Source organism: Streptomyces sp. NPDC052396 (genome assembly GCF_044593195.1).
Classification (GTDB): domain Bacteria; phylum Actinomycetota; class Actinomycetes; order Streptomycetales; family Streptomycetaceae; genus Streptomyces.
Window position 1 is genome coordinate 304202 of the sequence record NZ_JBIUAW010000003.1, and the last position, 23571, is coordinate 327772.

The following is a 23571-nucleotide window of genomic DNA, read 5'->3' on the forward strand; positions in this document are numbered from 1 at the left end:
ACCGCCAAGGGCGTTCGCGAACCCTCAGTCGAGACAGAACTCATTGCCCTCGACGTCCTGCATCGCGATGCAGGACTCGTTGAAGCCATCGGCACGCAGCAGTTGCACACGCACCGCGCCGAGCGCGATCAGTCGTGCGCACTCGGCCTCGAGTGCGGCGAGGCGCTCTTCACCCACAAGTCCGGTGCCGGCCCGCACATCAAGGTGAACCCGATTCTTGACGACCTTGCCCTCGGGAACGCGCTGGAAGAACAGTCGCGGGCCGACACCTGAGGGATCGATGCAGGCGAACGCCGAACCCTGACGCTCAGGCGGCAGCGAGCGATCGAAGTCGCCCCAAGTGGCATACCCCTTCGGCGGCGGCGGTACGACGTACCCCAACACCTCGCACCAGAAACGAGCGACGCGCTCGGGGTCTGCGCAGTCGAAGGTGACTTGGAACTGCTTGATCGATGCCATCGGGCCACCATAGTGGCGCGTATGGTTCCGGCACGAGGCCGGGGAGTCGCCGGCCTTCTCACCGAGAAGCGACCGGGCACGCATAAGCGTCAGCCGAGCTGCCCGGTCGGCCGCATGGTGATGTGGTTGATGTCCACGCCCACGGGCTGGTTGACGACAAAGACGATCGTGTCGGCGATCTGCTCGGCGGTCATTGCCGGCGCCGCCTCGGGGGTGCCGCCGCGCTCGTCCCAGAACGGGGTGTCCACCACCCCGGGGGCGACGACGGTCACGCCGACTCCGTCCTTGCCGACCAGCAGCCGGGTGTTCTCGGCCAGCGCGTGCGCGGCCCACTTGGTGACCGAGTACAGGTTGCCAGGCGTATTGCGCACCCCGGCGACCGAACCGATGATCACGATCCGGCCCTTGGACTCCCTGAGATGCGGCAGGGTCTCCCGCACCAGCAGGGCCGGGCCCAGGACATTGGTGAGGACCATGGCGCGCATGTCCTCGGGGTCGTGGCTCTCCAGGTTGCCGGGCAGTGAGAAACCGGCATTGGCGATGACGTTGTCCAGTCCGCCCCACGCGTCCACCACGCGGCGCACGGCCGAGGCGACGTCGGGGGCGTGGCTGGTGTCGCTGGTGATCGTCAGCAGCCGCTCGCCCGCTCCGGCCGAAGCGGCGAAAGCGGCCAGCTTGTCCGCGTCACGTCCGGTGACGGCCACCCGGTGGCCCTGCTTGAGCAGGGCGCGGGCGGTGGCGGCGCCGATTCCGGTCGAGCCACCGGTGATCAGCGTGACGGGTTCCATGGGACGGCCTCCTCAGCGATGTGGTCATCGGGGGTCCGCCAGGGTCCCGGATGTCGATGGACGCGAGGTGGCGCATGAGATCGACCGACTCCGGGTCGCCGGTTCCCCGAAAGCCTGCACTATACCCAGCGATCTTCCCGCCGACCCGGTACGCCATCGCTGACCGGCCACGATGCCATACGAAGTGGCCGAACCCGCCCTGCTGCCCCCCATGTTGGGCCCTGCGCGGTGCACAGGTCCCGGCTCGCGCGAGTGGGCCTCCCGCAAGTGCCCTCCCATCCTCACCATGCGGTCGCTCACCGTACTCGCGTCGCCCCGCACTCCACCTTCTCCGGCCGCGTGGGCGCACCGATGCTGTACACATCGCCGACCCGCAGGTTCCCCGGTGTGACGTACTCCTCGTGGGCGCCGATGACGGTGACGGACGTCAGCGATTCGGGTTGCCAGAACGTGCGGTAGCACGGCGCCTGCACATGGGGCACCTCCACCAGCTCCGTTCCGCGCCGCTCCGACAGCCGCCGCAGCTTGGCGAATCGGAGCCGCCGGTCGAACCGCCCGTACCGGGAGCGGAGCAGTGCGCCGGGGACCGAGCTCGCGCCATGGGCCAGCCGGTGCACCTGCACGGTGAAGTGGTGGCCGGACCACGGTTGGCCGGCGGACTGGCGGTCCCAGAAGAACTCCACCAGGCCGTAGTCGCGCCACATGCTCTGGTCATCGAAGGAGTTCTCGGCGAAGTCCGTTCCCAGGAGTTCGGCGACCCGCTGCGGGGTGTCCGCCGGCCGTGCGCCGAGGACCGAGCCCGAGGTGACCACATGGAGGTAGAAGGCGAGGGAGTAGGGGGTCAACTGGCACTGCCGGAGGCGGACAGTGCCTGCTTGGGCTGCCCCGGTACAGGGAGGGTCCCCCTGGTGACGCTGCTCATGCTGATCGCCTCTCGCTCGGCCGGTGTTCGGCGGCGATGGTAGGCAGGCGGTTGAGGCCGCCGTCAACGAAGCTGTATCGAAATCGAGCGCTGGCTCTTCGGCGCCTGGCGCCGGCGCAGAAATTTTGACACCTGGTGACCCGGGCTATCCCGTTTCGTTCTCCTTTCGAACCTAGCCCTCTGCTGACAAAGGAGAACACTTATGCGTCTGCGCACCGTGGTCGCACCGCTGGCCGCCGCCCTGTCCATCGCCGCCGTCGCCCCCTGGGAGGCGGCGGCCAGTGCGCCCGCCGCGCGGCCGGTCGTGCCGGAGGCCCTGGACTTCTCGGCGCACACCGAGCTGCCCCGGACCGATCTGTTGCAGTCCCCGGAGGCGAAGGCCCCGGAAGCGAGGACTCGGGCGCAGGGGCCGGTGGCTCCGGCGCCGGCCCCTGCGGCGAAGGGTCAGGAGGCCAAGGGTCAGGAGGCCAGGGGCCAGGAAGCCAAGGCCCCGGAGGCCAAGGACCTGCCGCAGCCTTCGGATGATGACGAGGAGGGGGAGCCGCAGCAGCGGCATGGGGTGCTCACTCCGCTCACCAATGTGCTGGAGGGACTCCCGCTGGTGGGCGGGCTGTTCAGACAGCAGTAGCGGGACCGGCGTCCCGCAGGCAGTCGGCCTGGGCGCGGCCGACCGCCGAGGTGCGGGCGAGATAGTCGCCGATGACGGCCAGTTGCTCGTCCGTGTAGTTCGCCAGGACGTCCCGGAACGCCGAGCCCGGGGCGTCCCAGGCGGCGCCGACCCTGGCGACCGCCCCTTCGGTCAGGACGACCAGGGCGCGCCGGCGGTCTTCGGGGTCGGCGCGGCGCTCGGCGAAGCCTGCCTTTTCCAGGCGGTCCACCAGGCGGGTGGCGGAGCCGGGGGTGAGGCCGGTGAGGCGGGCGATCTCGCCGGTGCTCAGCGGGCCGTTCTCCATCTCCAGCAGGCTCAGGCACTGCAGATCGGTGGGATGCAGCCCCAGGTGGCAGGCCATGGCCTGGTTGAACAGGGTGTACACGGCGTAGTTCCGCCGGCTTTCCTCGCTGATCCGCTTCAGCAGTTCTGCCCGTTCCGGCACTGTTTGCCCTCCACACTCCGCGCGCCAGTCGCTTCAAATCGCTTGTGCGATGCGATCTTTGCGCGGCACAATCTTTTCGCGACGCACTATCCGCGTCACGTTAGGCATTTTACGGAAGGCAAGCACCGCACCATGACGACCCTGGTTACCGGAGCACGCGGACGCGTGGGCCGTACGCTGATCGATCTGCTGCATGAGCGGGGGCTGCCGGTACGGGCCGCCTCCAAGGCCCCCGAGGAGCTTCAACTCCCGGACGGCGTAGGGGCGGTGGCGTGCTCGCTGGGCGACCCGGGGACGTTCGCCGCCGCGCTGGAAGGGGTGCGGTCGGTGTTCCTCTACGCGGAGCCGGAGCATATCGACGCCTTTCTGGCGGCGGCCGGCGAGGCGGGGGTGGCCCATATCGTGCTGCTGTCCTCGTCCTCCGTGCTGATGCCCGGCGCCGCCACCCATCCGATCGCCGGGCCGCACTGGGCGGTGGAGCGGGCGCTGGCCGCCGCGCCGGTGACCGCCACCGTGCTGCGGCCGGGGCACTTCGCCACCAATGCGCTGGGCTGGGCGCATGCCCTGCGCACCAGCGGAGTGCTGCGCGTGCCCTACCCGGAGGCGCACACCGACCCCATTCATGAGCGGGACATCGCCGAGGCCGCACTGGCGGCGCTCATCGAGCCGGGCAAGGCGGGCGGGACGCACACCCTGACCGGGCCGGAGTCGCTGAGCTTCCGGGAGCAGGTCGAGCGGATCGGCCGGGCGGCCGGCCGGCCGCTCACGGTGCAGCGGATCTCCGAGGAGGAGTGGAAGCGGGAGACGGCCGCCTATATCCCCGGGCATCTGGCGGACGCGCTGCTGGGGGTGTGGGCGGACAGCGATGGGCGCGAGGCGGAAATCGCCGATGGGGTACGGGAGTTGACGGGTCGCCCGGCGCGGTCGTTCAGCCAGTGGGCGCAGGACCACGCGGCGGACTTCGCGGCCTGAGGGCGGCCGGCCACGACGGGGACGGCCGGTGACGACGGGGACGGCCGGCCGTCGCGTCCCGTGGGGGAAGGCCACGACGACCGGCCTGGCAGCTACTTGGTGGTGACCCTCAGCAGCTTGTTGGGCGTGCCCGGCCCCGGGTTGGAGATCTTGTCCGGGGTGGCGGCGGCGACCAGGGCCGACTCCACCTGGGCGGGGGTGGCGTCCTTGTGCTCGGCGAGGTACAGCGCGGCGGCGCCGGTCACATGCGGAGTGGCCATGGAGGTACCGGAGATGGTCTTGGTACCGGAGTCGCTGTCGTTCCAGTCGGAGGTGATGTCCGAGCCGGGGGCGTAAAGGTCGACCACACTGCCGTAGTTGGAGTACTCGGCCTGCTGGTCGTCCTTGGTGCTGGCGGCGACGGTGATCGCTTCCTTCACCCGGGCCGGGGAGCTCTGGCTCGCGTCGGTGGACTCATTGCCGGCCGCCACCGCGAAGGTGACGCCGGAGGCGATGGCCTTGCTGACCGCCGCGTCCAGGGCCTCATCGGTCCCGCCGCCGAGGCTCATATTGGCGACCGAGGGGCCCTTGTGGTTCTTGATGACCCAGTCGATGCCGGAGACCACCTGCTCGGTGGAGCCCTGGCCCTGGGCGTTGAGCACTCTGACGGCCACCACCTTGGCCTTCTTGGCAACCCCGTGCGCGGTTCCGGCTATGGTGCCCGCGACATGGGTGCCATGGCCATTGCCGTCGTCCGCGTTGTCGTTGTTGTCCACGGCGTTGAAGCCGTAGGAGGCGCGTCCGCCGAAGTCCTGGTGGCTGATGCGGATGCCGGTGTCGATGACATAGGCGGTCACGCCGTCGCCCGCGCCATCCGGGTAGGTGTACTTGCCGTCGCCCTTGGTCTCGGCCTGGTCGATGCGGTCAAGCCCCCAGGAGGGTGGGGCCTCCTGGGTGGCGCTGACGCTGAACCGGTGGTTCTGGACCACCTTGGCCACGGCCGGGTCGGCGGCGAGCCGCTTGGCGGCCGCCCGGTCCAGTCCGCTGGCGGAGAAGCCGTGGACGGCGGAGGTGTAGGTGCGGTTGAGCTTGCCGCCGTAGCGCTGGGCCAGGTTCTGGCTCTCGGCGGAGACGGAACGGGCGGCGACGCCGCTCTTGCCGTCCTTCAGCATCACTATGTAGCTGCCGTCGATGGCGCCCTTGGCATCGGCCCCGAAAACGGTGCCTTCCTTGGACGTTGAGGCGTCGGCGGGCAGGGCCAGCAGGGTGGCCCCAGCGGTGACGGCCGTGGCGGCGGATATCGCCACCATCAGCCGTCGGTGCTTGCCGGCGCGCTTGTGCGTTGCCATAACGAGGTTGCCTCCTCGTGCGGTTGTGTGGGGGGGCGTGCGCAGTGCGCACAACACCCGGCACAGCGGAAGATCCGCCTCCGGGTGGTTCAAAACCCTTTCAGGATTGACACGCCCACTTCAACTCCCATGAGCAGGTGTGACATACGCAACGCACTTGCGTATCTGCAAACACCTTGGAACCACGGCAAATTGGGCCCTTGCGGCGGGACTCCCTCACACGCCGTTGAAGGACGGCAATTCCGGCAGCGGCCAGTCGGTAGCCGGTTGCCAGTTCAACCAGCTTGTGGGGAAGGTCTCTTGACGTTCCGCCAGCAACTCCAGCGCGCGCTCACGGGCCAGTTCGACCTGGGCGTGCAGCGCGTCATCGATGATCCCCAGACGTCGCCCCTGGGCGTACTCGTCCTCGTCCTTCCAGGTGTGCGCGGACAAATCCGGTTCCACCAGCAGGTCCAGCAGCAGATCCCGGGTGTCGATACCGAGGGCGGTACGGCGGAAGGGCAGCTCGAAGTTGATGTACCAGTGCAGCGGGCGGTGCCCGGCACCGAAGAACAGGTGGACGCTGAAGTGCTCACCGGCCTGGAAGCGGCTGAGCACGGTGGTGTCCCGCCACCGCCAGCTGCCCAGCTCCCAGGCACCGGAGGCCAGGTCCGCGAAGCCCTGGTCCCGGGCTGCGTCCCGGGCCGCCGGGGAGTCCATGCCGAGGGAGTCGATATAGGTGGTCGGCGCCAGGCCCTCGACGCCGGGCCAGTGGGCCAGGGTCAGGGTGTCGCCCCGGTCCTCGATGACCCGGCGCGGGGCGGCCGTCCAGACCCGGTCCCCGAAGATGTCCCGGCGCACGACCGTTGCGCCCGGCTCGAAACGATGTGCGGAGTTGATTGTCATGGCGGACATTCTGTCCGCCGGCCGGGACGCGGCCGGACCGGCCAGGACCGGGCCGGCATGAGCCCCGGTGACGGAGACCGGCCGCCGGGAAGGGAGACTGGCGGGGATCGGCTCCTGGGAAGGCGGAGGGTACGGCGTGGCGGACACGGCATTCACGGAGGCGCGGGCGCGCGAGCTGCTGGCGGCGGCGGGTGTGACCGGGCCGACGGCGCAGCGGGCGGAACTGCTGGCCCTGGGGGAGAACGCGGTCTTCACCGCCGGCGGCCTGGTGGCCAAGGTGGGGCGGGATCCCTCACTGCTGGAGCGGGCCCGGCGGGAAGTGCGGATCTCCTCCTGGCTGGCGGAGAGCGGCGTCCCGGCGGTGCGGGCCGCGGATCATGAGGTGCTGGTCGCCGACGGGCATCCGGTCACCCTCTGGCACCGGCTGCCCGATCCGGTGCGCCCGGCCGAACCCGCCGACCTGGCCGGGCTGCTGCGGCAGGTGCACACGCTGGAGATGCCGGACTTCGCGCTGCCCGCCCGGGATCTGCTCGGCGGGGTGGAGCGCTGGCTGCGGCTGGCCGGGGACGCCATCGACCCGGCCGACGCGGAGTATCTGCGCGAGCGCCGGGACGGCTTCACGGCGGCCGCCGCCGAGCTGGTGCCCGTGCTGCCGCCGGGCCCGGTGCACGGGGACGCGCTGCCGCGCAATGTGCACATCACCCCGGACGGGCCGGTGCTGGTGGACCTGGAGACCTTCGCCCGCGACCTGCGGGAGCACGACCTGGTGGTGATGGCGCTCAGCCGGGACCGCTATGGGCTGGGCGAGGAGGCGTACCACTCCTTTACGCACACCTATGGGTGGGATGTCCGGGAGTGGGCGGGCTGTTCCGTGCTGCGCGGCGCCCGGGAGACGGCCAGTTGTGCCTGGGTGGCGCAGCACGCGCCGGGAAATCCGGCCGCGGCGGCGGAATTCCGGCGCCGGGTGGGGTCTTTGCGGGACGGGGATACGACGGTGCGCTGGTATCCGTTCTGATATCCGGATGCTCCCTTGACCCCATGGCTCCCCGGCAGTCACCCACCGACCGGGACCAGCGGCCAGGCCGAGGCGATTCGGGCGGTGGGGTCGGTGCGCCGCAGATAGCGCTGGAGCGACTCGGCCTGCTCGGCGGCCGCCCGTATCTGCAAGGTGTGCAGCTCGGCCGGGGTGGCCGCGCCCAGGGCCCGGTGGCGCTGGCCCAGCCGCCGGGCCGCCCGGGCCGCGGCCACCGCGTCGGCCGCGGCCTCATGCGCCTCCTCCAGCGGCACGCCGTAGTGCGCGCACAGCGCCTGCAGGGTGCGCCGGCCCTTGCGGTAGCGGTCCGCGTGCTTGTCCAGCACCAGCGGGTCGAGCACCGGCGCGGGCTCCGCGCCCAGCCGCTCGGAGAGCGGGGTGACGCCGTGCCGCCGGCACTCGCGGTCCAGCAGGGAGAGGTCATAGCGGGCGTTCATCACCACCAGCGGGACCCCGGCGGCCAGCGAGTCGGCCAGTGCCTGGGTGATCTCCGCTATGGCGGTGGCGGCCAAGGCCCCGTGCGCCCGCGCGTGTTCGGTGGAGATGCCGTGGATCCCGGTGGCCTCGGCGGGAATCGGCACCCCCGGATCGATCAGCCACACCCGCCGGAAGGCCGGCTCGCCGTCCGGCGCCAGCCCCACCAGGGCGGCGCTGACGATGCGGTCGGTCTCGATGTCGGTGCCGGTGGTCTCCAGGTCGAATCCGGTCAGCGGCTCGCCGTGCCAGGACATGGCGGGTTCCCCCTTCGTGGTGCTTCCCCCGTTGGTTCCCCAACCCTCGCACGCCCCACTGACAATGACCTCAGGAGACCGGTCGCGAATCCTCCCAAACCCCCTCGAACTCCTCGCGATAGGTATCAAACAGGCCGTGTTCCTGTTCAAAGCCCTCGCTCAGCAGTCCGCTGTGCCCGCGCAGCACCAGCACCGGTGACTCCATGCCGCGCGCCTTGCGCAGATAGGGCTGCACCACGGCCACCCCGTCCGCCCCGTCCCCGTTGACCAGGTAGGCGGTGAAGCGGGGGGTCTCGTCGAAGACCCGGATCTCAAAGGCGGCCGGATCCCGCAGCCGGTCCCGTACCCGCCGCAGATGGATGATGTTCATCTCCACCGCGCGGCTCATCTCGCCCTTCTTCAGGCCCAGTTCCCGCTCCCGGCGGCGCACCGCGCTGCTGGCCGGATTGAGGAACAGCAGCCGGGCCCGGCAGCCGGACTCGGCCAGCCGCACCAGCCGCCGCCCGGAGTAGTTCTGCACCAGCAGGTTGAGCCCGATGCCCACCGCGTCCAGCCGCCGGGCGCCGCCGAACAGGTCCTCCACCGGCAACTGCCGCTGCAACCGCACCCGGTCGGGGTGGACGCCCACCACATCGGCATAGCGGTCGCCGACCAGGTCCTCCACCGCGTCCACCGGCAGCCGCCCGCTCAGCTCCCCGCCTCCGCCCAGTATGCCCAGCAGCCGGGCCGCGGCCCGTTCGGCCTGGGCCAGCACGGTCTGGGACAGGGCCCGGTTGCGGGAGACCACATTGCGCGCCACCTCCAGCTCGTCCAGGACGAGTTCGAGTTCCCGGCGGTCGTCGAGGTAGGGCTCGAAGCAGGGCCAGTGCTGCACCAGCAGCTCCCGCAGCTGGGGGAGGGTGAGGAAGCTGAGCACATTGTCGTCGGCGGGGTCCAGCAGATACCCCTTGCGGCGGCTGACCTCATGCACCGCGACCGCCCGCTGCACCCACTCCTGCCCGGCCGGACCGGCCGCGGCGATCACCCACTCCTCGCCGTGCACCGGCTCATAGACCGGCCGCAGCACCGCGGACACCACCGCGCGCAGCCGCTGTTCGACCAGATTGAGCCAGATATAGGCGCGGCCGGCCCGCCGGGCCCGGGTGCGCACCTCGTTCCAGGCGGCGGCGCCCCAGTCCAGTTCGGCCCCGATCTCACCCGGGCGTGCCAGGGACACCGCGCCGGGGGTGGGCTCCACCGCGCACTCGCCCCCCGGCCCGCCCCCGCCGTCCGCAGGGGGCAGCTCCAGCCCGCCCGAGCTCACCAGCACACCGCCTTCCGCCCCCGTCCAATGATCAAGGCAGACTACTGTGCCCGCCGGAGCCGGCGCACATGGGCCCGGGAGGCGGCCGGGCGAACTCGTGCCCGTTGACGGCCGGTTGTGCCAGCGGCCCGGGGCGCGAGTGAGCTGAGTCATAGTGACCTGGGGCCGGGGCGGTGGGCGTCACCCGGGTGGGCGCGCGCGGAGCGGCGGTGGCCGGGCCTCTTTTGGGGAAGATCTGAACCCCGGCGGAACGGGAAGCGACACCCCGAGCGACTACCGAGCGACACCCGAGCACCCCCCGAGCGAAAGAGTCTCCCATGCAGGTCTGGCCCGGACAGGCGTATCCCCTCGGTGCCACTTACGACGGCGCCGGCACAAACTTCGCGGTGTTCTCCGAGGCCGCCGAGCGGGTGGAGCTGTGCCTGTTGCACGAGGACGGCTCGGAGACGGCGGTGGAGCTCAAGGAGAGCGACGCCTTTGTGCGGCACGCCTATCTGCCGGGGGTGATGCCCGGTCAGCGGTACGGCTTCCGGGCACATGGACCGTACGACCCACAGCGGGGGCATCGCTGCAACTCCGCCAAACTGCTGCTGGATCCCTACGCTCGCGCGGTGAGCGGGTCGATCGTCTGGGATGAGGCGGTCTACGGCTACCACTTCGGCCGGCCGGAGAAGCGCAATGACATGGACTCCGCCCCGCACATGATGACCTCGGTCGTGGTCAATCCGTACTTCGACTGGGGCGACGACCGTCCGCCGCGTACCGACTACCACCGCACGGTGATCTACGAGGCGCATGTCAAGGGCCTGACCATGCTGCATCCGGCACTGCCGGAGGAGGTGCGCGGCACCTACGCGGGGCTGAGCCACCCGGCGGTGCTGGAGCACCTCACCGAACTGGGCGTCACCGCGATTGAGTTGATGCCGGTGCACCAGTTCGTCCAGGACCACCGGCTGGTCGACTCCGGCCTGGCCAACTACTGGGGCTACAACACCATCGGCTTCTTCGCCCCGCACAACGCCTACGCCTCCTGGGGCGACCGCGGCCAGCAGGTGCTGGAGTTCAAGTCGGCGGTGCGGGCGCTGCACCAGGCGGGCATCGAGGTCATCCTGGATGTGGTCTACAACCACACCGCGGAGGGCAACCACCTGGGGCCCACCCTCTCCTTCCGGGGGCTGGACAACGCCTCGTACTACCGGCTGTCCGAGGACCCGCGCTATTACACGGACACCACCGGCACCGGCAACTCCCTGCTGATGCGCAGCCCGCATGTACTCCAGCTGATCATGGACTCACTGCGCTACTGGGTGACGGAGATGCGGGTGGACGGCTTCCGCTTCGATCTGGCGGCCACCCTGGCCCGGCAGTTCCACGAGGTGGACCGGCTGTCCTCGTTCTTCGACCTGGTGCAGCAGGACCCGGTGGTCAGCCAGGTGAAGCTGATCGCCGAGCCCTGGGATGTGGGCGAGGGCGGCTACCAGGTGGGCAACTTCCCCCCGCTGTGGACCGAGTGGAACGGAAAGTTCCGGGACACCGCCCGGGATCTGTGGCGCGGGGAGCCGGCCACCCTGGCCGAGTTCGCCTCCCGGCTGACCGGCTCCTCCGACCTCTACCAGGGCGACGGCAGGCGGCCGTTGGCCTCCATCAACTTTGTCACCTGTCATGACGGCTTCACCCTGCACGACCTGGTCTCCTACAACCACAAGCACAACGAGGCCAATGGCGAGCACAATCAGGACGGGGAGAGCCACAACCGGTCCTGGAACTGCGGTACCGAGGGCGAGACGGACGATCCCGGCATCCTCGCCCTGCGCGAGCGCCAGATGCGCAACTTCATCGCCACCCTGCTGCTCTCCCAGGGCGTGCCCATGCTCAGCCACGGCGATGAGTTCGCCCGCACCCAGCACGGCAACAACAACGCCTACTGCCAGGACAGCGAACTGTCCTGGGTGCACTGGCCGCACCCCTATGAGGAGGGCTCCGCCACGGCCCGGCGGCTGCTGGCCTTCACCCGCTCCCTGGTGTGGCTGCGCCGGGACCAGCCGGTGTTCCGGCGGCGCCGGTTCTTCCACGGCCGGCCGGTGCGGGGCACCCATGACGAACTCTCCGACATCGCCTGGTTCACCCATGAGGGAGAGGAGATGCGGGAGCACGACTGGCAGGCGGCGCACGCCAAGTCGCTCACCGTCTTCCTCAACGGCGGCGCCATCTCCGAGCCCGGCCCGCGCGGCGAGCCGGTGGTCGGCGACTCCTTCCTGCTGCTGTTCAACGCCCATGACCAGCCGCTGGAGTTCACCGTGCCGGTGGACCACGGCCGGCAGTGGCAGCTGGTGGTGGACACCGCGCGCGCCGAGGGCGTGACCGAGGACGGACCGAAGGTCGCGGCGGGCGACCGGCTCACGGTGACCGACCGCAGCCTGATGGTGCTCCAACGCCCCCTGTAACGCCCGTGAAGGGCCATCCGACCGGGTACGTATGTTCCCATGAAGCGCGACAGCCGCGACAAATCGGCCCCGCCGACCGCCACCTACCGCCTCCAACTCCAGCCCCGCTTCCCCTTCGCGGCGGCCGAACGGGAGGTGCCCCGCCTCGCCTCGCTGGGCATCTCGCACCTGCATCTGTCCCCCGTGCTGGAGGCCGTGCCCGGCTCCACCCATGGCTATGACGTCACCGACCACTCGGCGGTACGGGCCGAGCTGGGCGGCGAGGAGGGGCTGCGCGCGCTGGCCCGTGCCGCGCACACCCATGGCCTGGGCCTGATCGCGGACATCGTGCCCAACCACATGGCGGTCCCGGTGCCACAGCGGCTCAACGCCCCGCTGTGGCAGGTGCTGCGGGACGGCCCGGCCTCCCGCTACGCCCGCTGGTTCGACATCGACTGGGCCGAGCACGGCGGCAAGGTGCTGCTGCCCGTCCTGGCCGGGCGGCTGGGCGAGGAGCTGGCGCGCTTCACCGTGGACGGCGACGCACTGCGCTACCGCGACCATGTGCTGCCGCTGCGGCCCGGCACCGAACGGCTGCCGCTGCCCGAGCTGCTGGACGCCCAGTGGTACCGGCCCGCCTGGTGGCGGCTGGCCCGTACCGAACTCAACTACCGCCGGTTCTTCACCGTCCCCGAGCTGATCGCGCTGCGCGCCGAGGACCCCGAGGTGTTCGAGGCCACCCATGCCACGGTGCTGCGGCTGCTGGACGAGGGGGTGCTGGACGGGCTGCGGGTGGACCACCCGGACGGGCTGGCCGACCCGGCCGGCTATCTGTCCCGGCTGCACCGGGCCACCGGCGGGCGCTGGACGGTGGTGGAGAAGATCCTGGGCCCCGATGAGACGCTGCCCGACGACTGGCCGGTGGCCGGCACCACCGGCTATGACGCCCTGCGCCACCTGGACGGCCTGTTCACGGACGAACAGGGGGCGGCCGAACTCACCGCCGCCTACCGGGCGTTCACCGGCGCACCGGCCGACCGGGGCGGCGACTGGCCGGCCACCGTGCGGCGCGCCGCCTACCGGGTGATCACCCACGATCTGGCGGCGGAGACCGAACGGCTGGTGCGCGGCGCGCTCCGTCTCACCGAGACCGCGCACCGGCTGCGCGACCACGCCCCCTGGGCCCTGCGCACCGCGCTCTGCGAGATCCTGGTGCGGCTGCCGGTCTACCGGCCGTATATCCGGCCCGGGCAGGGCGTACGGCCGGTGGACAGCGCCATCCTGGACCAGGCGGCCCAGGGGGCCCGGGCCGCCTTCGCGGTGCCCGAGGAGGCGCATGCGGTGGAGCTGGTGCGGGACGCGGCACTGGGGCGGCTGGGGGACGGGCCGGAACACCGGGAGTTCTGCGCCCGGTTCGCCCAGACCGCGGCGGCGCTGCGGGCCAAGTCGGTGGAGGACACCGCCTTCTACCGCTATGTGCCCCTGCTGTCCGCCAACGAGGTGGGCGGCTGCCCCGACCGCCCCGCCGTGCCGGTGGCCGGGTTCCACGCCTTCTGCGCCCGGACCCAGCGCGACCGCCCGCTGACCGGGACGCTGCTGTCCACCCATGACACCAAGCGCAGCGCCGATGTGCGGGCCCGGATCGCCGTGCTGACCGAAGTGCCGGACCGCTGGGCCGCCTTGCTGGCCCACCTTGCCTCGTCGGTGCCCGCCCCCGACCCCCAGCTGGCCTGGCTGGCCTGGCAGAGCGCGTTCGGCCTGGGCCGACCTGACGCACTACGGCTGGTTCCGGCGATCACCAAAAGCGTCCGCGAGGCGGCGCTGCGCACCAGCTGGACGGAGCCGGACGCGGCCTATGAGCGGGCCGTGGAGTCCTTTGTGGTGGCCGGACCCTGCGGTCCTCCCTTTGCCGATCTGGCCGCTCTCGGTGAAGAGTTGGCGCCGTACATACGCGCCAATACGCTGGGCGCGGCGCTGCTGCACCTGACCATGCCGGGCGTGCCGGACCTCTATACGGGCACCGAGCGGGAGTACCGGGCGCTGGTGGATCCGGACAACCGGCGGCCGCCGGAGGAGCCGGACGGCCGGGAGGCGGGACTGTCCGCCGAGAAGCTCCATCTCACCCGTACCGCACTGCGGTTGCGGCGGGCGCACCCCGAGTGGTTCGGCGCCGGTGCTACGTACGGGCCGCTGACGGCGAACGGCCCGGCTGCCGGTCACGCGGTGGCCTTTCTGCGCTCCGGGCGGGTGGCGGCCGTGGCCACCCGGCTGTCCAAAAGCCTTGCCGACGGCGGCGGTTGGCGGGACACGGCGCTCCAGCTGCCCGGCGCCGGAACCTGGCGCGATCTGCTGACCGGCCGGTCCTGCCCGGAGAGGGTGCTGCTGGCCCGGCTGCTGCACCGATATCCGGTGGCGCTGCTGGTGCGGGAGTCCGGAGGATGAGGGGATGGATCCTGTTCTTACCGATACCTTTGTGACCCCTGTTGACCGAATCTTCTTCCGCAAACACCTCAATGTGCCGGAGATCGATGCCAGTAGCTGGACGCTCAGTGTGGAGGGCCTGGTGGACCGTCCGCTGCGGCTGAGCCTGTCCGATATCGAGGCCCTGCCCGCCCTGCGCCGCACGGTGGTCCATGAGTGCTTCGGCAACCCCTTCTCGCCCGAGGTGCCCACCCGGGCGGTGGCCAATCTGGAGTGGACGGGGATACCGCTGGCCGCCCTGCTGGACCGGGCGATGCCGCGGGACTCGGCGCGGCACATCTGGTTCGAGGGGGCGGACCGGGGGAGTTTCCTCGGCGAGGACGGGCTGACCTTTCTCAAGGACCTGCCTCTGGAAGCCGCCCGCGAGCATGTTCTGCTCGCCTACCGGCTGAACGGACAACCGCTGCCCACGCGCCATGGCTTTCCGCTGCGGGCCGTGGTGCCGGGGATGTTCGGCACCAACTCGGTGAAGTGGCTCAGCCGTATTGTGCTCGCCGACCACCGGCCGGAGCATATGTTCACCACCCGGCTCTACACCCGCGTGCCGCCCGGCGGCACAACTCCGGTGCCGGTGCGGGAGATCGATGTCAACAGCAAGCTGCTGTCCCCCCTCGACGGGGAGCACCTGACCACGTCCCGGGTGGAGATCAGCGGCCGGGCCTGGAGCGTGAGTGAGGTAACCGGGGTGGAGGTCTCGGTGGACTCCGGCCCCTGGGAGCCCGCCGCGCTGCGGCCGCGTGGTGACGATCTCGCCTGGCAGCCCTTCTCCCTCTCCCGGACGCTGGCCCCCGGTACGCACCGCATCCGCTGCCGGGCCACGGACCGGGACGGGCGGATCCAGCCGCCGCCCGGTGCGCGCAACTCGGTGCACGAGATCACCGTTGAGGTGCGGCCATCCGGTTCCGGGGCGGTGTGCTGACCCCGGCGAGCGGATCCCCCGAGTTCCCTTGGTACACCGGCTGAACAGCGGCAATGCGGCTCGCTGTGCACTTCGGCACCGGGTCTCCGCCGTCACTGTGCAGTACGGCACCGGTCGCGGTGAAGTGACGCGCTACGTTTTGCGAGGAGCCATAGAGCCTTCGGACGCGATCGCTGCATCAGATCCGCGCCGGCCCCCAAGCTTGATCGCCAAGCATCTCCTGCTTCAGGGTGTAAAGGAAGCCAAACCATGTCAATCAAGCGTGTACGAACCGCAGTTGTGACCGCGGCCGCCATAGCGGGACTGATCCTGGGCAGCGCCACCAGCGCATCCGCCGATGGCAGGGTCACCTGGCGCCACCGGCCGTCCGGCAATTGCCTCTACTTCAACGTCGATATCAAGGGAACGCCCAACGGCGTGGACGTCGACTCGTGCGAGGCAAGAAATGTCTGGAACGAGGAACACAACAGCGACGATGACACATGGCTGATGCATCCGGCGGATGGCTACTGCCTGGCGGCGTTCTCCAACCTGAGCGTGTACGTGGAGCCCTGCACCCCGAACAACGACTGGCAGCGCTGGTACGAGCGCTGGACCGGTTCCTCCTGGAAACTCCAGCACAAGCAGACCGGCCTCTACCTCGACAGCAACGGCGAGAAGGTCTACCTCGGCCCCGGCGGCTGGAACAACGACAACAAGTACCAGCTCTGGTACTGACGGACAACCTTCAGTAGTAGCCCTTTGTGCCGTCGAGAAGCTCTCGGACGATGTCCGCGTGCCCCGCGTGCCGCCCCGTCTCCTCAATGAGATGGATCAGCATCCAGCGCAGGTTGGCGCCGCCGGACCGGAAGTCGGGGTGGCGGCCGATGTCGTCCAGGGACGCCGCGGCGACGATCTCGTTGCCGCGGGCGCACTGGGCCTCGTACTCCGCGAGGAGCTCGGCGAGGGGGCGGCCGTCGGTGTGCCAGTCGGCGTCGTCGCTCGCCTCGTCGAACGCCGGGTTCTGCTTTTCGTCGCCGCCGAGGAACAGCACTTCCAGCCAGGTGTGCTCGGCCCAGCGCATATGGGCGATGAGGCCCGCCATCGTCATGGCCGGTGAGGTCGGGATGACCGCGCGGTGCGCGTCCTCGTCGTTCAGGCCCTCGCACTTCCAGCGCAGGATCTGCCGCTGCAGGTCCAACCAGCCGATGAGCGCGGTCCGTTCGTCCGCTTGCAGCGGGGGGCGTTCCAGTTCCGATGCCATGGCTGCGCAGGCTACCGGGGCGGTGGGGAGGGGGCACCTGGATTTTCGGGGGCGTTGCGGTGCGGGGGTGAGCGCGCTACTCGTTGCGGAGCTCCGCGATGAACGCCTGCCAGGCGGGGGGGGGGGCGGTGATGGCCCGGAGGGCCGGGTTCTTGGAGTCGCGTATGCCGACCTTTTCGGGCAGCGCCGCGATCTCCACGCATGCGTCCCCGTTCTCGCGGCTGTAAGAGGACTTGAACCAGAAGGTTGCGTTCATGACTCCGCCTGCTCTCTTGCCAGCTGTTCCAAAAACTTCGGCGTCTCGCCCGGCCCCAAGGCCCCCGCAGCCATGGCGTCAAACCTGCGGGTGTACGCCCAGACCTCGGTTTCCTTGTCCACCATGTTCACCGACTTGGTGTCGTCCGTCTCCACCGTCGTGAGAAGCGGAGGCTCGAACTCAACCAGCATGAAGTTCCTGCTGGCACGGTATGTGGGAGTGGCCCAAGGCACAACCTGCACGGTTACATTGTCGAGCTTCGCCAGCTCGGCAATCAGTGCGTACTGCTCACGCATGACGTCCGGGCCTCCGAAGACCTGCCGCAGTGCGGCCTCACCCAGGATGACCCACAACTCCAAAGGCTTCTCAGACCTGGTGATGACCTCTTTTCGCTCCATGCGGAGCTGGATATTGCGCTCCACAAACTCAGTCGTGGTTTCTTCAACCGGTTTGGCGGTTTCGAACATCGCTCGTGCGTACCGCTCCGACTGCAACAGCCCGTAGACCACGCCTGGCTCCCAGGCCCGGATCCGACGCGCGTCCCGCTCCAAACCGACGAACGTGGCCATCCCGGAGGGCATGACAGTCCGATACGGGGTCCACCAGTCCCTGCTCAGCGAATCCCGCTGGATCTGCACCAGAAACTCGATGTCCTCCTCAACCTCCAACCCGTACCGCTCGCACAGATTGCGAAGGTCCTGGACCTTGTCCAGGCTCGTCAGCCCCCGCTCCACCCGCCACAGCTTCGTCTCGCTGAAGCCCAGCCCCTCGACCGCCTGGGCGGGCGTCATACCGGCCCGGTCCCGGAGCCTGCGCAGCTCCTTACCGAGCTGCACCCTCCGAAGTGTTGGCCCTGTCTTCACTGCCATCCGTGAACCCTTCCGCGCCGGGCTCGGCAGCGCTCGCGCCCTGCCCGGAGGCGTGAGTACCCAGCTCGCACGTACCCGTGCCTGCTGGCCGATACCCCATGCCCACCGTGCAAAAACCCGTGCCCTGCACGTCGAATATGCCACTTTCGGCGATAGTGTCGCCGTGGCTTGCAGGCCAACTTTCCCACGCGCCAAGCTGGTTGAACGGCCGAACCCAATACGTTCGGTAGTGAGCCCAAACCCCGCGCAACCCGAAAGGCGCCCCCATGCCCTCACCCCGCATCCGTGCGCTGGCCCTCATCTTCAACGGCGACGGCAAGGTGCTGCTCGTATCGCCGCACAGCAAGGGCGCCCCGGACGCCGGCCGGAACTTCCAACTGCCCGGCGGCACCGCGTGGGAGGACGAACCGGCGTGGCAGACCATGGTTCGCGAGGGCAAGCGGACAACGGGCCTGGCGCTGACGCCCGTCCGGCTCGTACTCACCGATTTCACGCCGCGCGACCCCCGCACCTACGCACCGCCGACGATCGATTTCGTCTACCAGACGCTGACCGTCCCGGACGACACCGCCGTCCGCCTCCCCGACGCCCCCGAACTGGCCGCGTACAAGTGGCTCACGCAGCATGAGTTGCACACCCACTGCACCACGTACCAGGCCCACCGCATCACCGCGGCCCTCTACGCCTCCCGCATCGGCACCTGCGCCGAACTGCACGGCGGGCGCCCCGCCTACGCCGCCGCCGTGTAGACATCCCCGCACATACGCACGAACTCCCCCGCAACTCCCATGAGTTCAATGCGCGAGAACGCCGTCTGTTCACGCCGCCACGCCGGGGAGACCCGCACCGCCACCGCTCCCCCGACCGTATCGGCGATCGGAAGCGGCGCGGCCACGATGCCGACGCCGGCCGCCGCCATACGCACGGCCGTGGAGGAGTGCTCGGTCTCCAGCGCGGTCAGAGGGCGGAAACCATGCTGTGCGCAGGCCCAGTCCAGCCACCGCTGCCCATGCACTCTCGGTTCGAGCTGACAGCGCACCCACGCACGGTCCGCCAGATCGGTCAGGCGGACCGGATCCGTCCGCCCGGCGAGGGGATCCCCGGCGGAGGTGACGATGACGATTTCTTCGTCGCCGAGCGACACCACCGGCCCGGGCCATGCCTCGGGCCGCGGGCCGACCCCGATGTCGGCGACGCCGCGTTCCATGCCGTCCCGCAACTCCTCAGTGGTGGTGTACTCATGGAGGTGCAGCAGGACGTCCGGGAACGTCATGCGCCACCGGGCGAGCACCGGCGGAAGCATGCCGACGGCCAGCGCGTGCAGCGTCGCGATATGCAGTTCCCCGCCCTCGGACCCGGCCGCCGCCCGGGCGGCCCGCCGCGCCTGGCCCGCGCTGCGCACCGCGAGTTCGGCGTGCGGCAGAAACGCACGCCCCATCGGCGTGAGCCCGACGCCCCGGGGCAACCGCTCCAACAACCGTCCGCCTACCTCCCGTTCCAGCGCCTTGATCTGGTGCGACAGCGCGGACTGGGTGACGTTGAGCGACTCGGCGGCGCGTGTGAAGGATCGCTCCTCCACAACAGCGACCAGGTATTCCATCTGCCGCAAGCTCATGAACATCCCTCATCGGCTTGATCGAGAAATTGCGTTGGACTCATCGTCCCTGGTGGGCGGAGGGTCGAGCCATGAAAGAGACAGATGTCATCGTCATCGGCGGCGGCACGGGCGGGTATGGCACCGCGCTGCGCGCGGCAGGGCTCGGGCTCGATGTCGTCCTCGCGGAACGCGACCTCGTGGGCGGCACATGCCTGCACCGGGGCTGCATCCCGAGCAAGGCGATGCTGCATGCGGCCGAGCTCGTGGACGGCATCACCGAGGCCCGCGAGCGGTGGGGGGTGCGGGCCACGCTCGACTCCGTGGACTGGTCCGCGCTGACGGCGACCCGTGACGACATCGTCTCCCGCAACCACCGTGGCGTTGAGGGCCACTTGACGCACGCGGGCGTACGCGTCGTGCGCGGCTCGGTCTCGCTCACCGGCCCCCGGACGGTCCGGGTGGACTCCGGCGATGAGGCCGGGGACGGCTGGCGGGCCCGGCGCGGGATCGTGCTCGCCACCGGTTCGCGCCCGCGCACCCTGCCGGGACTGGAGCCCGACGGGTCGACCGTCGTCACCAGTGACGACGCACTGTTCGCACCCGGTCTGCCGGGCTCGGTCCTGGTACTGGGCGGCGGCGCGATCGGCGTCGAATACGCCTCGCTGCACCGCTCAATGGGAGCCCGGGTGATTCTCGTGGAGGCGGCCGAGCGGCTGCTGCCGCTTGAGGACGACCACATCAGCCGCCTCCTGCGACGCGGGCTGACACAGCGGGGCATCGAGGTGCACACCGGCGCGCGGCTGGAGGACGCACGCCCGTACCACTACGGTGTACGGGCCACGGTCCGCACCGCGCGCGGCGAGACGCTCGAACTCGGCGTGGAGCGGCTGCTGGTGGCCGTGGGCCGGGTCCCCGTCACCGACGGTCTCGGCCTCGCGGCGGCCGGGCTCGCCACGGACGGGCGCGGCTTCGTCGCCCCGGCCGACTGGGCACGGCTGGAGACCTCCGTACCGGGCATCCATGTGGTGGGCGATCTGCTGCCTCTGCCGTCGCCGGGCCTGGCGCACGCCTCCTTCGCCGAGGGTCTGCTGGTCGCCGAGACCCTCGCGGGCCGTACACCGCGGCCCGTCGACTACGCGGCCGTACCGCGCGTCACCTATTCCAGCCCACAGACCGCATCGGTGGGTCTGACGGAGGCGGAGGCCCGGGCACGAGGCCATGAAGTGCTGTGCACCACCATGCCGTTGGCGGCGGTGGCCAAGGGCATGGTGCACGGGCAGACCGGCGGGGTGAAGGCCATCGCCGACCGGGACGGCCGCGTGCTGGGCGTCCATCTGGTGGGCCCGCATGTCTCGGAGATGATCGCGGAGAGCCAGCTGATCGTCGGCTGGGACGCCGAGGCCGTCGATGTGGCCCAGCACATCCACCCGCACCCGACGCTGTCCGAGGCGGTCGGCGAGGTCATGCTCTCGCTGGGCGACCGGGGACTGCACCAGCAGCGGTGAGGGAAGGCTCGCCTTGTGCTGTTCGATGTGTGGGCGCCGTATGCGTCACGGGTGACCTTGCAGGTGGAGGGCCGGGCGTACCCCTTGGAGCGCGATCCGGCCCGCGCCGGCTGGTGGTGCGGTGCCGCGCCCGCCGGCCGCTATGGGTTCGCCCTGGATGACGGCCCCGTGCTCCCCGACCCCCGGTCGCGGCGCCAGCCGGACGGGCCGGAGGGGCTGAGTGCGCCCTTCTCCCCCGACTTCGCCTGGCGGCACGCCTGGGCGGGCCGTCCCCTGCCGGGCGCGGTGCTCTACGAACTGCACATCGGCACGTTCACCCGCGAGGGAACCTTCGACGCCGCCGCCCAACGACTGGGACATCTGGCGGACTTGGGCATCACGCATGTGGAGCTGATGCCCGTCTGCCCGTTCCCCGGCCGGCACGGCTGGGGATACGACGGGGTGGCACCGTGGGCCGTCCACGAACCCTACGGCGGACCGGACGGCCTGCGCCGCTTCATTGACGCCGCCCACGGCCTCGGCCTGGGCGTCGTGCTCGATGTCGTCCACAACCACCTCGGCCCCTCCGGCAACCATCTGCCCCTCTTCGGCCCGTACTTCACCGACACCCACCACACCCCCTGGGGTGCCGCCGTCAACCTGGACGCCCCCGGCTCGGCGGAAGTGCGCGCCTATCTGATCGGCAGCGCGCTGGCCTGGCTGCGCGACTACCGGCTGGACGGGCTGCGGCTGGACGCGGTGCACGCCCTGGTGGACCATGGCCCCACCCATTTCCTCGCCGAACTCTCGGCCGCCGTGGACGACTTGGCGGCCCGGCTCGGCCGTCCCCTGTTCCTGATCGCCGAATCCGACCTCAACGATCCTTCGCTGATCACCCCGCGCGCCGAGGGCGGGCTCGGGCTGCACGCCCAGTGGAACGACGACTTCCATCACGCCCTGCACACGGCACTCACCGGTGAATCCCAGGGCTACTACGCCGACTTCGCGGCCGACCCGGCGTACGCCCTGGCCAAGACCCTGCGCGGCGGCTTCTTCCACGACGGCTCGTACTCCTCCTTCCGCCGCCGCCCGCACGGCCGCCCGCTGACCCCTTCGGCCGTCCCCGCCCACCGCCTGCTGGGCTACGCCCAGACCCACGACCAGATCGGCAACCGCGCCCTGGGCGACCGCCTCTCCGCCCATCTCTCCCCCGGCCTGCTGGCCTGCGCGGCCGCGCTCGTCCTCTGCGCGCCCTTCACCCCCATGCTCTTCATGGGCGAGGAATGGGGGGCGCGCACGCCCTGGCAGTACTTCACCGACCACCCGGATCCGGAGCTGGCCCGGGCCGTACGGGAAGGCCGCCGCCGGGAGTTTGCGGCCCACGGCTGGCCGGCGGAGCGGGTGCCGGATCCTCAGGACCCGGCGACATGGGAGCGGTCCTGCCTGGACTGGGACGAGCCGGGCCGTCCTCCGCATACCCAACTGCTTGCCTGGTACCGCGAATTGCTCGCCCTCCGGCGCACGGAGCGCTTCCTTGCATCCCCGGACTGGTCCGACATGTCCCCCACCACGGTCCCGGCCCACTGTCTGACCTTCCGCCGGGGACCACTCCTGATCTCGGCCAATCCGGGCCCCGGCCCGGCCGAGATCCCGGCACCGCCCGGTGCGCGGGTTCTGGCCGCGTGGCGCCCGGTCGAAGCGCCGGGCGCGGACGGGGTGCTACGTCTGCCCGGCGAGTGCGCGGCGGTGCTGCGTCAGGATTGACAGGCGATCACACGGCAAGAGCGGGGTGGCCTGGGTATCCAGGCCACCCCGCTCTTGACATAACGCCCCGTCAACAGGCCCGCAGTTGCGGCCCTCGGTTTGACTTAGCCCCAGGCGTAGTACTGCTTGGACATCCAGCCGGTGACGCCGCTGTCGAAGTCGTAGACCTTGATCCACGAGCCCGACTCGTCACGGGCCCCCAGCCGCTCACCGGGGTCGCACTGACCCAGGACCGCGCCATTCGTGCTCGGCTCGGAGCGCAGACGCACACCGCCGGTGGTGCAGTGGCCGTACACATCGTCGGCAGACGCCGGGGTGGCCAGCGTCGCACCGCCGGCTACCAGCGCCGCGACGAGACCCACCGTTGCAAGGACACGCTTGCCGCGTACAGCAGAACTCACAGATATCTCCCCGAATGAACTGAACCTGATCGCCGCCTTCTTCCCCTCCGGGTGGTTTGCACCAAAGGGCATGACGGGCCGTCAGGACGAGGGGGTCGCGCAGACCCCCGCTTTTCATGATCATCCTAGCGCGTCCGTGCGTGCGTGCTCTTCGCAGCTGACGGAACTCATGTTGTGCGGGTGAGCACTTGGGCCATCGGGTCGTGGCCCGTCAAGCACCCTGGACGAGTCTGCCCGGCGAGTGCGCGGTGGTGCCGCGCCAGGACTGAAGGGCGATGGTGCAGATCACCGCACTGCCATGCTTCGCCGCGGCGAGCGCGACCCAGGCGTCCATCGCGTCCGGCCTCCTCTTGGACGCCCGGCCTGTGCGAGCACCGGGCCCAGAACGAGGGCCCGGTGTGGCGCCGCCTTCAGCCCTTCGTGGAGGTGAACCGCCTTGGCCTTATGACGTGCCTCACATGAAAATGTCGCCGTTCGTTCCCAAAGGGGATGGCCGGCGGCGGAACCGGGTGCAACGAAACGGGTCAATCCTCCTGCTGGGTCCCAGATCTGATTCGTTGACAGTTCTACCAGGCCCTCAGATAGCGTCGGAACTGCTGATCCTGAGGGGGACAACGAT

At 70.3% G+C, this 23571-nt stretch carries 24 protein-coding genes; 10 read left to right on the plus strand and 14 right to left on the minus strand.

Features of this window, described 5'->3' with window-relative positions; translation table 11 throughout:
• Positions 1-24 precede the first annotated feature (24 nt).
• The 3 genes from ACIHFE_RS09790 to ACIHFE_RS09800 form a co-directional block, all read right to left on the minus strand.
• Positions 25-459 carry a VOC family protein gene (locus tag ACIHFE_RS09790; RefSeq protein WP_400105304.1) on the minus strand — a complete coding sequence of 145 codons (435 nt, stop codon included), beginning with the start codon at positions 457-459 and terminating at the stop codon, positions 25-27.
• A gap of 89 nt (positions 460-548) precedes the next feature.
• On the minus strand, positions 549-1247 hold the full coding sequence (locus ACIHFE_RS09795) for an SDR family oxidoreductase (RefSeq protein WP_400105305.1): 699 nt from the start codon (positions 1245-1247) through the stop codon (positions 549-551).
• Positions 1248-1543: 296 nt separating this feature from the next.
• On the minus strand, positions 1544-2092 hold the full coding sequence (locus tag ACIHFE_RS09800; protein WP_400105306.1) for a hypothetical protein: 549 nt from the start codon (positions 2090-2092) through the stop codon (positions 1544-1546).
• A 279-nt stretch (positions 2093-2371) separates the two neighbouring features.
• Here ACIHFE_RS09800 and ACIHFE_RS09805 point away from each other — a divergent pair, with 279 nt between their 5' ends.
• The gene (locus ACIHFE_RS09805; RefSeq protein WP_400105307.1) at positions 2372-2797 is read left to right on the plus strand and encodes a hypothetical protein; all 426 of its coding nucleotides are present in this window, start codon (positions 2372-2374) and stop codon (positions 2795-2797) included.
• Here the strand turns inward: ACIHFE_RS09805 and ACIHFE_RS09810 are convergent.
• Complete coding sequence (locus ACIHFE_RS09810; RefSeq protein WP_400105308.1) at positions 2784-3263, minus strand: MarR family winged helix-turn-helix transcriptional regulator; 480 nt, start codon at positions 3261-3263, stop codon at positions 2784-2786. The genes ACIHFE_RS09805 and ACIHFE_RS09810 overlap by 14 nt on opposite strands.
• 132 nt (positions 3264-3395) lie before the next feature.
• On the opposite strand from ACIHFE_RS09810, the gene ACIHFE_RS09815 reads away from it, so the two are divergent.
• Complete coding sequence (locus tag ACIHFE_RS09815; RefSeq protein WP_400105309.1) at positions 3396-4235, plus strand: NAD(P)H-binding protein; 840 nt, start codon at positions 3396-3398, stop codon at positions 4233-4235.
• Positions 4236-4327: 92 nt separating this feature from the next.
• Here ACIHFE_RS09815 and ACIHFE_RS09820 read toward each other — a convergent pair whose 3' ends face one another.
• Positions 4328-5563: a S8 family serine peptidase gene (locus tag ACIHFE_RS09820; RefSeq protein WP_400105310.1), complete on the minus strand. Its 1236-nt coding sequence runs from the start codon at positions 5561-5563 to the stop codon at positions 4328-4330.
• A 216-nt stretch (positions 5564-5779) separates the two neighbouring features.
• Entirely contained in the window at positions 5780-6448 is a 669-nt protein-coding gene (locus ACIHFE_RS09825; protein ID WP_400105311.1) for a DUF402 domain-containing protein, read from the minus strand.
• A 136-nt stretch (positions 6449-6584) separates the two neighbouring features.
• Here ACIHFE_RS09825 and ACIHFE_RS09830 point away from each other — a divergent pair, with 136 nt between their 5' ends.
• Positions 6585-7463: a phosphotransferase enzyme family protein gene (locus ACIHFE_RS09830; RefSeq protein ID WP_400105312.1), complete on the plus strand. Its 879-nt coding sequence runs from the start codon at positions 6585-6587 to the stop codon at positions 7461-7463.
• A gap of 38 nt (positions 7464-7501) precedes the next feature.
• On the opposite strand, the gene ACIHFE_RS09835 is transcribed toward ACIHFE_RS09830, so the two are convergent.
• Positions 7502-8212, minus strand: a complete 711-nt coding sequence (locus ACIHFE_RS09835) for an exonuclease domain-containing protein (RefSeq protein ID WP_400105313.1) — start codon at positions 8210-8212, stop codon at positions 7502-7504.
• Positions 8213-8282: 70 nt separating this feature from the next.
• Complete coding sequence (locus ACIHFE_RS09840) at positions 8283-9515, minus strand: SAV2148 family HEPN domain-containing protein (RefSeq protein ID WP_400105588.1); 1233 nt, start codon at positions 9513-9515, stop codon at positions 8283-8285.
• Positions 9516-9832: 317 nt separating this feature from the next.
• Here ACIHFE_RS09840 and glgX point away from each other — a divergent pair, with 317 nt between their 5' ends.
• The 4 genes from glgX to ACIHFE_RS09860 all read left to right on the plus strand — a co-directional run bounded on the left by glgX (position 9833) and on the right by ACIHFE_RS09860 (position 16055).
• Positions 9833-11959, plus strand: coding sequence for a glycogen debranching protein GlgX (gene glgX, locus ACIHFE_RS09845; RefSeq protein WP_400105314.1), 2127 nt, complete (start codon positions 9833-9835; stop codon positions 11957-11959).
• Between the two features lie 39 nt (positions 11960-11998).
• On the plus strand, positions 11999-14380 hold the full coding sequence (treY, locus tag ACIHFE_RS09850; protein WP_400105315.1) for a malto-oligosyltrehalose synthase: 2382 nt from the start codon (positions 11999-12001) through the stop codon (positions 14378-14380).
• Positions 14381-14384: 4 nt separating this feature from the next.
• The gene (locus tag ACIHFE_RS09855; protein WP_400105316.1) at positions 14385-15338 is read left to right on the plus strand and encodes a molybdopterin-dependent oxidoreductase; all 954 of its coding nucleotides are present in this window, start codon (positions 14385-14387) and stop codon (positions 15336-15338) included.
• 249 nt (positions 15339-15587) lie between these two features.
• Positions 15588-16055: a hypothetical protein gene (locus ACIHFE_RS09860; protein ID WP_400105317.1), complete on the plus strand. Its 468-nt coding sequence runs from the start codon at positions 15588-15590 to the stop codon at positions 16053-16055.
• 10 nt (positions 16056-16065) lie between these two features.
• Here the strand turns inward: ACIHFE_RS09860 and ACIHFE_RS09865 are convergent, their stop codons facing one another.
• The 3 genes from ACIHFE_RS09865 to ACIHFE_RS09875 form a co-directional block, all read right to left on the minus strand.
• On the minus strand, positions 16066-16581 hold the full coding sequence (locus ACIHFE_RS09865) for a DinB family protein (protein WP_400105318.1): 516 nt from the start codon (positions 16579-16581) through the stop codon (positions 16066-16068).
• A gap of 76 nt (positions 16582-16657) precedes the next feature.
• Entirely contained in the window at positions 16658-16837 is a 180-nt protein-coding gene (locus ACIHFE_RS09870; RefSeq protein WP_400105319.1) for a DUF397 domain-containing protein, read from the minus strand.
• Positions 16834-17706, minus strand: a complete 873-nt coding sequence (locus tag ACIHFE_RS09875) for a helix-turn-helix domain-containing protein (protein WP_400105320.1) — start codon at positions 17704-17706, stop codon at positions 16834-16836. Before ACIHFE_RS09875 ends, ACIHFE_RS09870 begins: the two co-directional genes overlap by 4 nt.
• 266 nt (positions 17707-17972) lie before the next feature.
• On the opposite strand from ACIHFE_RS09875, the gene ACIHFE_RS09880 reads away from it, so the two are divergent.
• Entirely contained in the window at positions 17973-18455 is a 483-nt protein-coding gene (locus ACIHFE_RS09880) for an NUDIX domain-containing protein (protein ID WP_400105321.1), read from the plus strand.
• Here the strand turns inward: ACIHFE_RS09880 and ACIHFE_RS09885 are convergent.
• Entirely contained in the window at positions 18437-19321 is an 885-nt protein-coding gene (locus ACIHFE_RS09885) for a LysR family transcriptional regulator (protein ID WP_400105322.1), read from the minus strand. The genes ACIHFE_RS09880 and ACIHFE_RS09885 overlap by 19 nt on opposite strands.
• Before the next feature lie 71 nt (positions 19322-19392).
• On the opposite strand from ACIHFE_RS09885, the gene lpdA reads away from it, so the two are divergent.
• Together lpdA and treZ are read left to right on the plus strand one after the other, a co-directional pair.
• Complete coding sequence (lpdA, locus tag ACIHFE_RS09890; RefSeq protein WP_400105323.1) at positions 19393-20808, plus strand: dihydrolipoyl dehydrogenase; 1416 nt, start codon at positions 19393-19395, stop codon at positions 20806-20808.
• 15 nt (positions 20809-20823) lie between these two features.
• Positions 20824-22551, plus strand: a complete 1728-nt coding sequence (gene treZ, locus ACIHFE_RS09895; protein WP_400105324.1) for a malto-oligosyltrehalose trehalohydrolase — start codon at positions 20824-20826, stop codon at positions 22549-22551.
• A 104-nt stretch (positions 22552-22655) separates the two neighbouring features.
• Here treZ and ACIHFE_RS09900 read toward each other — a convergent pair whose 3' ends face one another.
• Both ACIHFE_RS09900 and ACIHFE_RS09905 read right to left on the minus strand, forming a co-directional pair.
• The gene (locus ACIHFE_RS09900) at positions 22656-22913 is read right to left on the minus strand and encodes an SH3 domain-containing protein (protein ID WP_400105325.1); all 258 of its coding nucleotides are present in this window, start codon (positions 22911-22913) and stop codon (positions 22656-22658) included.
• A gap of 250 nt (positions 22914-23163) precedes the next feature.
• Positions 23164-23286 (minus strand): hypothetical protein, encoded by a 123-nt coding sequence (locus ACIHFE_RS09905; RefSeq protein WP_400105326.1) that lies wholly within the window; start codon positions 23284-23286, stop codon positions 23164-23166.
• Positions 23287-23571: the final 285 nt, after the last annotated feature.

Bases quoted from the DNA above. Each gene is read 5' to 3' on its own strand.
- ACIHFE_RS09805 (WP_400105307.1), top strand. From the start codon at position 2,372: ATGCGTCTGCGCACCGTGGTCGCACCGCTGGCCGCCGCCCTGTCCATC.
- glgX (WP_400105314.1), top strand. From the start codon at position 9,833: ATGCAGGTCTGGCCCGGACAGGCGTATCCCCTCGGTGCCACTTACGAC.
- ACIHFE_RS09885 (WP_400105322.1), bottom strand. From the start codon at position 19,321: ATGAGCTTGCGGCAGATGGAATACCTGGTCGCTGTTGTGGAGGAGCGA.
- ACIHFE_RS09880 (WP_400105321.1), top strand. From the start codon at position 17,973: ATGCCCTCACCCCGCATCCGTGCGCTGGCCCTCATCTTCAACGGCGAC.
- ACIHFE_RS09875 (WP_400105320.1), bottom strand. From the start codon at position 17,706: ATGGCAGTGAAGACAGGGCCAACACTTCGGAGGGTGCAGCTCGGTAAG.
- ACIHFE_RS09825 (WP_400105311.1), bottom strand. From the start codon at position 6,448: ATGACAATCAACTCCGCACATCGTTTCGAGCCGGGCGCAACGGTCGTG.
- ACIHFE_RS09815 (WP_400105309.1), top strand. From the start codon at position 3,396: ATGACGACCCTGGTTACCGGAGCACGCGGACGCGTGGGCCGTACGCTG.
- ACIHFE_RS09790 (WP_400105304.1), bottom strand. From the start codon at position 459: ATGGCATCGATCAAGCAGTTCCAAGTCACCTTCGACTGCGCAGACCCC.
- treY (WP_400105315.1), top strand. From the start codon at position 11,999: ATGAAGCGCGACAGCCGCGACAAATCGGCCCCGCCGACCGCCACCTAC.
- lpdA (WP_400105323.1), top strand. From the start codon at position 19,393: ATGAAAGAGACAGATGTCATCGTCATCGGCGGCGGCACGGGCGGGTAT.
- ACIHFE_RS09870 (WP_400105319.1), bottom strand. From the start codon at position 16,837: ATGAACGCAACCTTCTGGTTCAAGTCCTCTTACAGCCGCGAGAACGGG.
- ACIHFE_RS09905 (WP_400105326.1), bottom strand. From the start codon at position 23,286: ATGGACGCCTGGGTCGCGCTCGCCGCGGCGAAGCATGGCAGTGCGGTG.
- ACIHFE_RS09820 (WP_400105310.1), bottom strand. From the start codon at position 5,563: ATGGCAACGCACAAGCGCGCCGGCAAGCACCGACGGCTGATGGTGGCG.
- ACIHFE_RS09835 (WP_400105313.1), bottom strand. From the start codon at position 8,212: ATGTCCTGGCACGGCGAGCCGCTGACCGGATTCGACCTGGAGACCACC.
- ACIHFE_RS09855 (WP_400105316.1), top strand. From the start codon at position 14,385: ATGGATCCTGTTCTTACCGATACCTTTGTGACCCCTGTTGACCGAATC.
- ACIHFE_RS09795 (WP_400105305.1), bottom strand. From the start codon at position 1,247: ATGGAACCCGTCACGCTGATCACCGGTGGCTCGACCGGAATCGGCGCC.
- ACIHFE_RS09860 (WP_400105317.1), top strand. From the start codon at position 15,588: ATGTCAATCAAGCGTGTACGAACCGCAGTTGTGACCGCGGCCGCCATA.
- ACIHFE_RS09865 (WP_400105318.1), bottom strand. From the start codon at position 16,581: ATGGCATCGGAACTGGAACGCCCCCCGCTGCAAGCGGACGAACGGACC.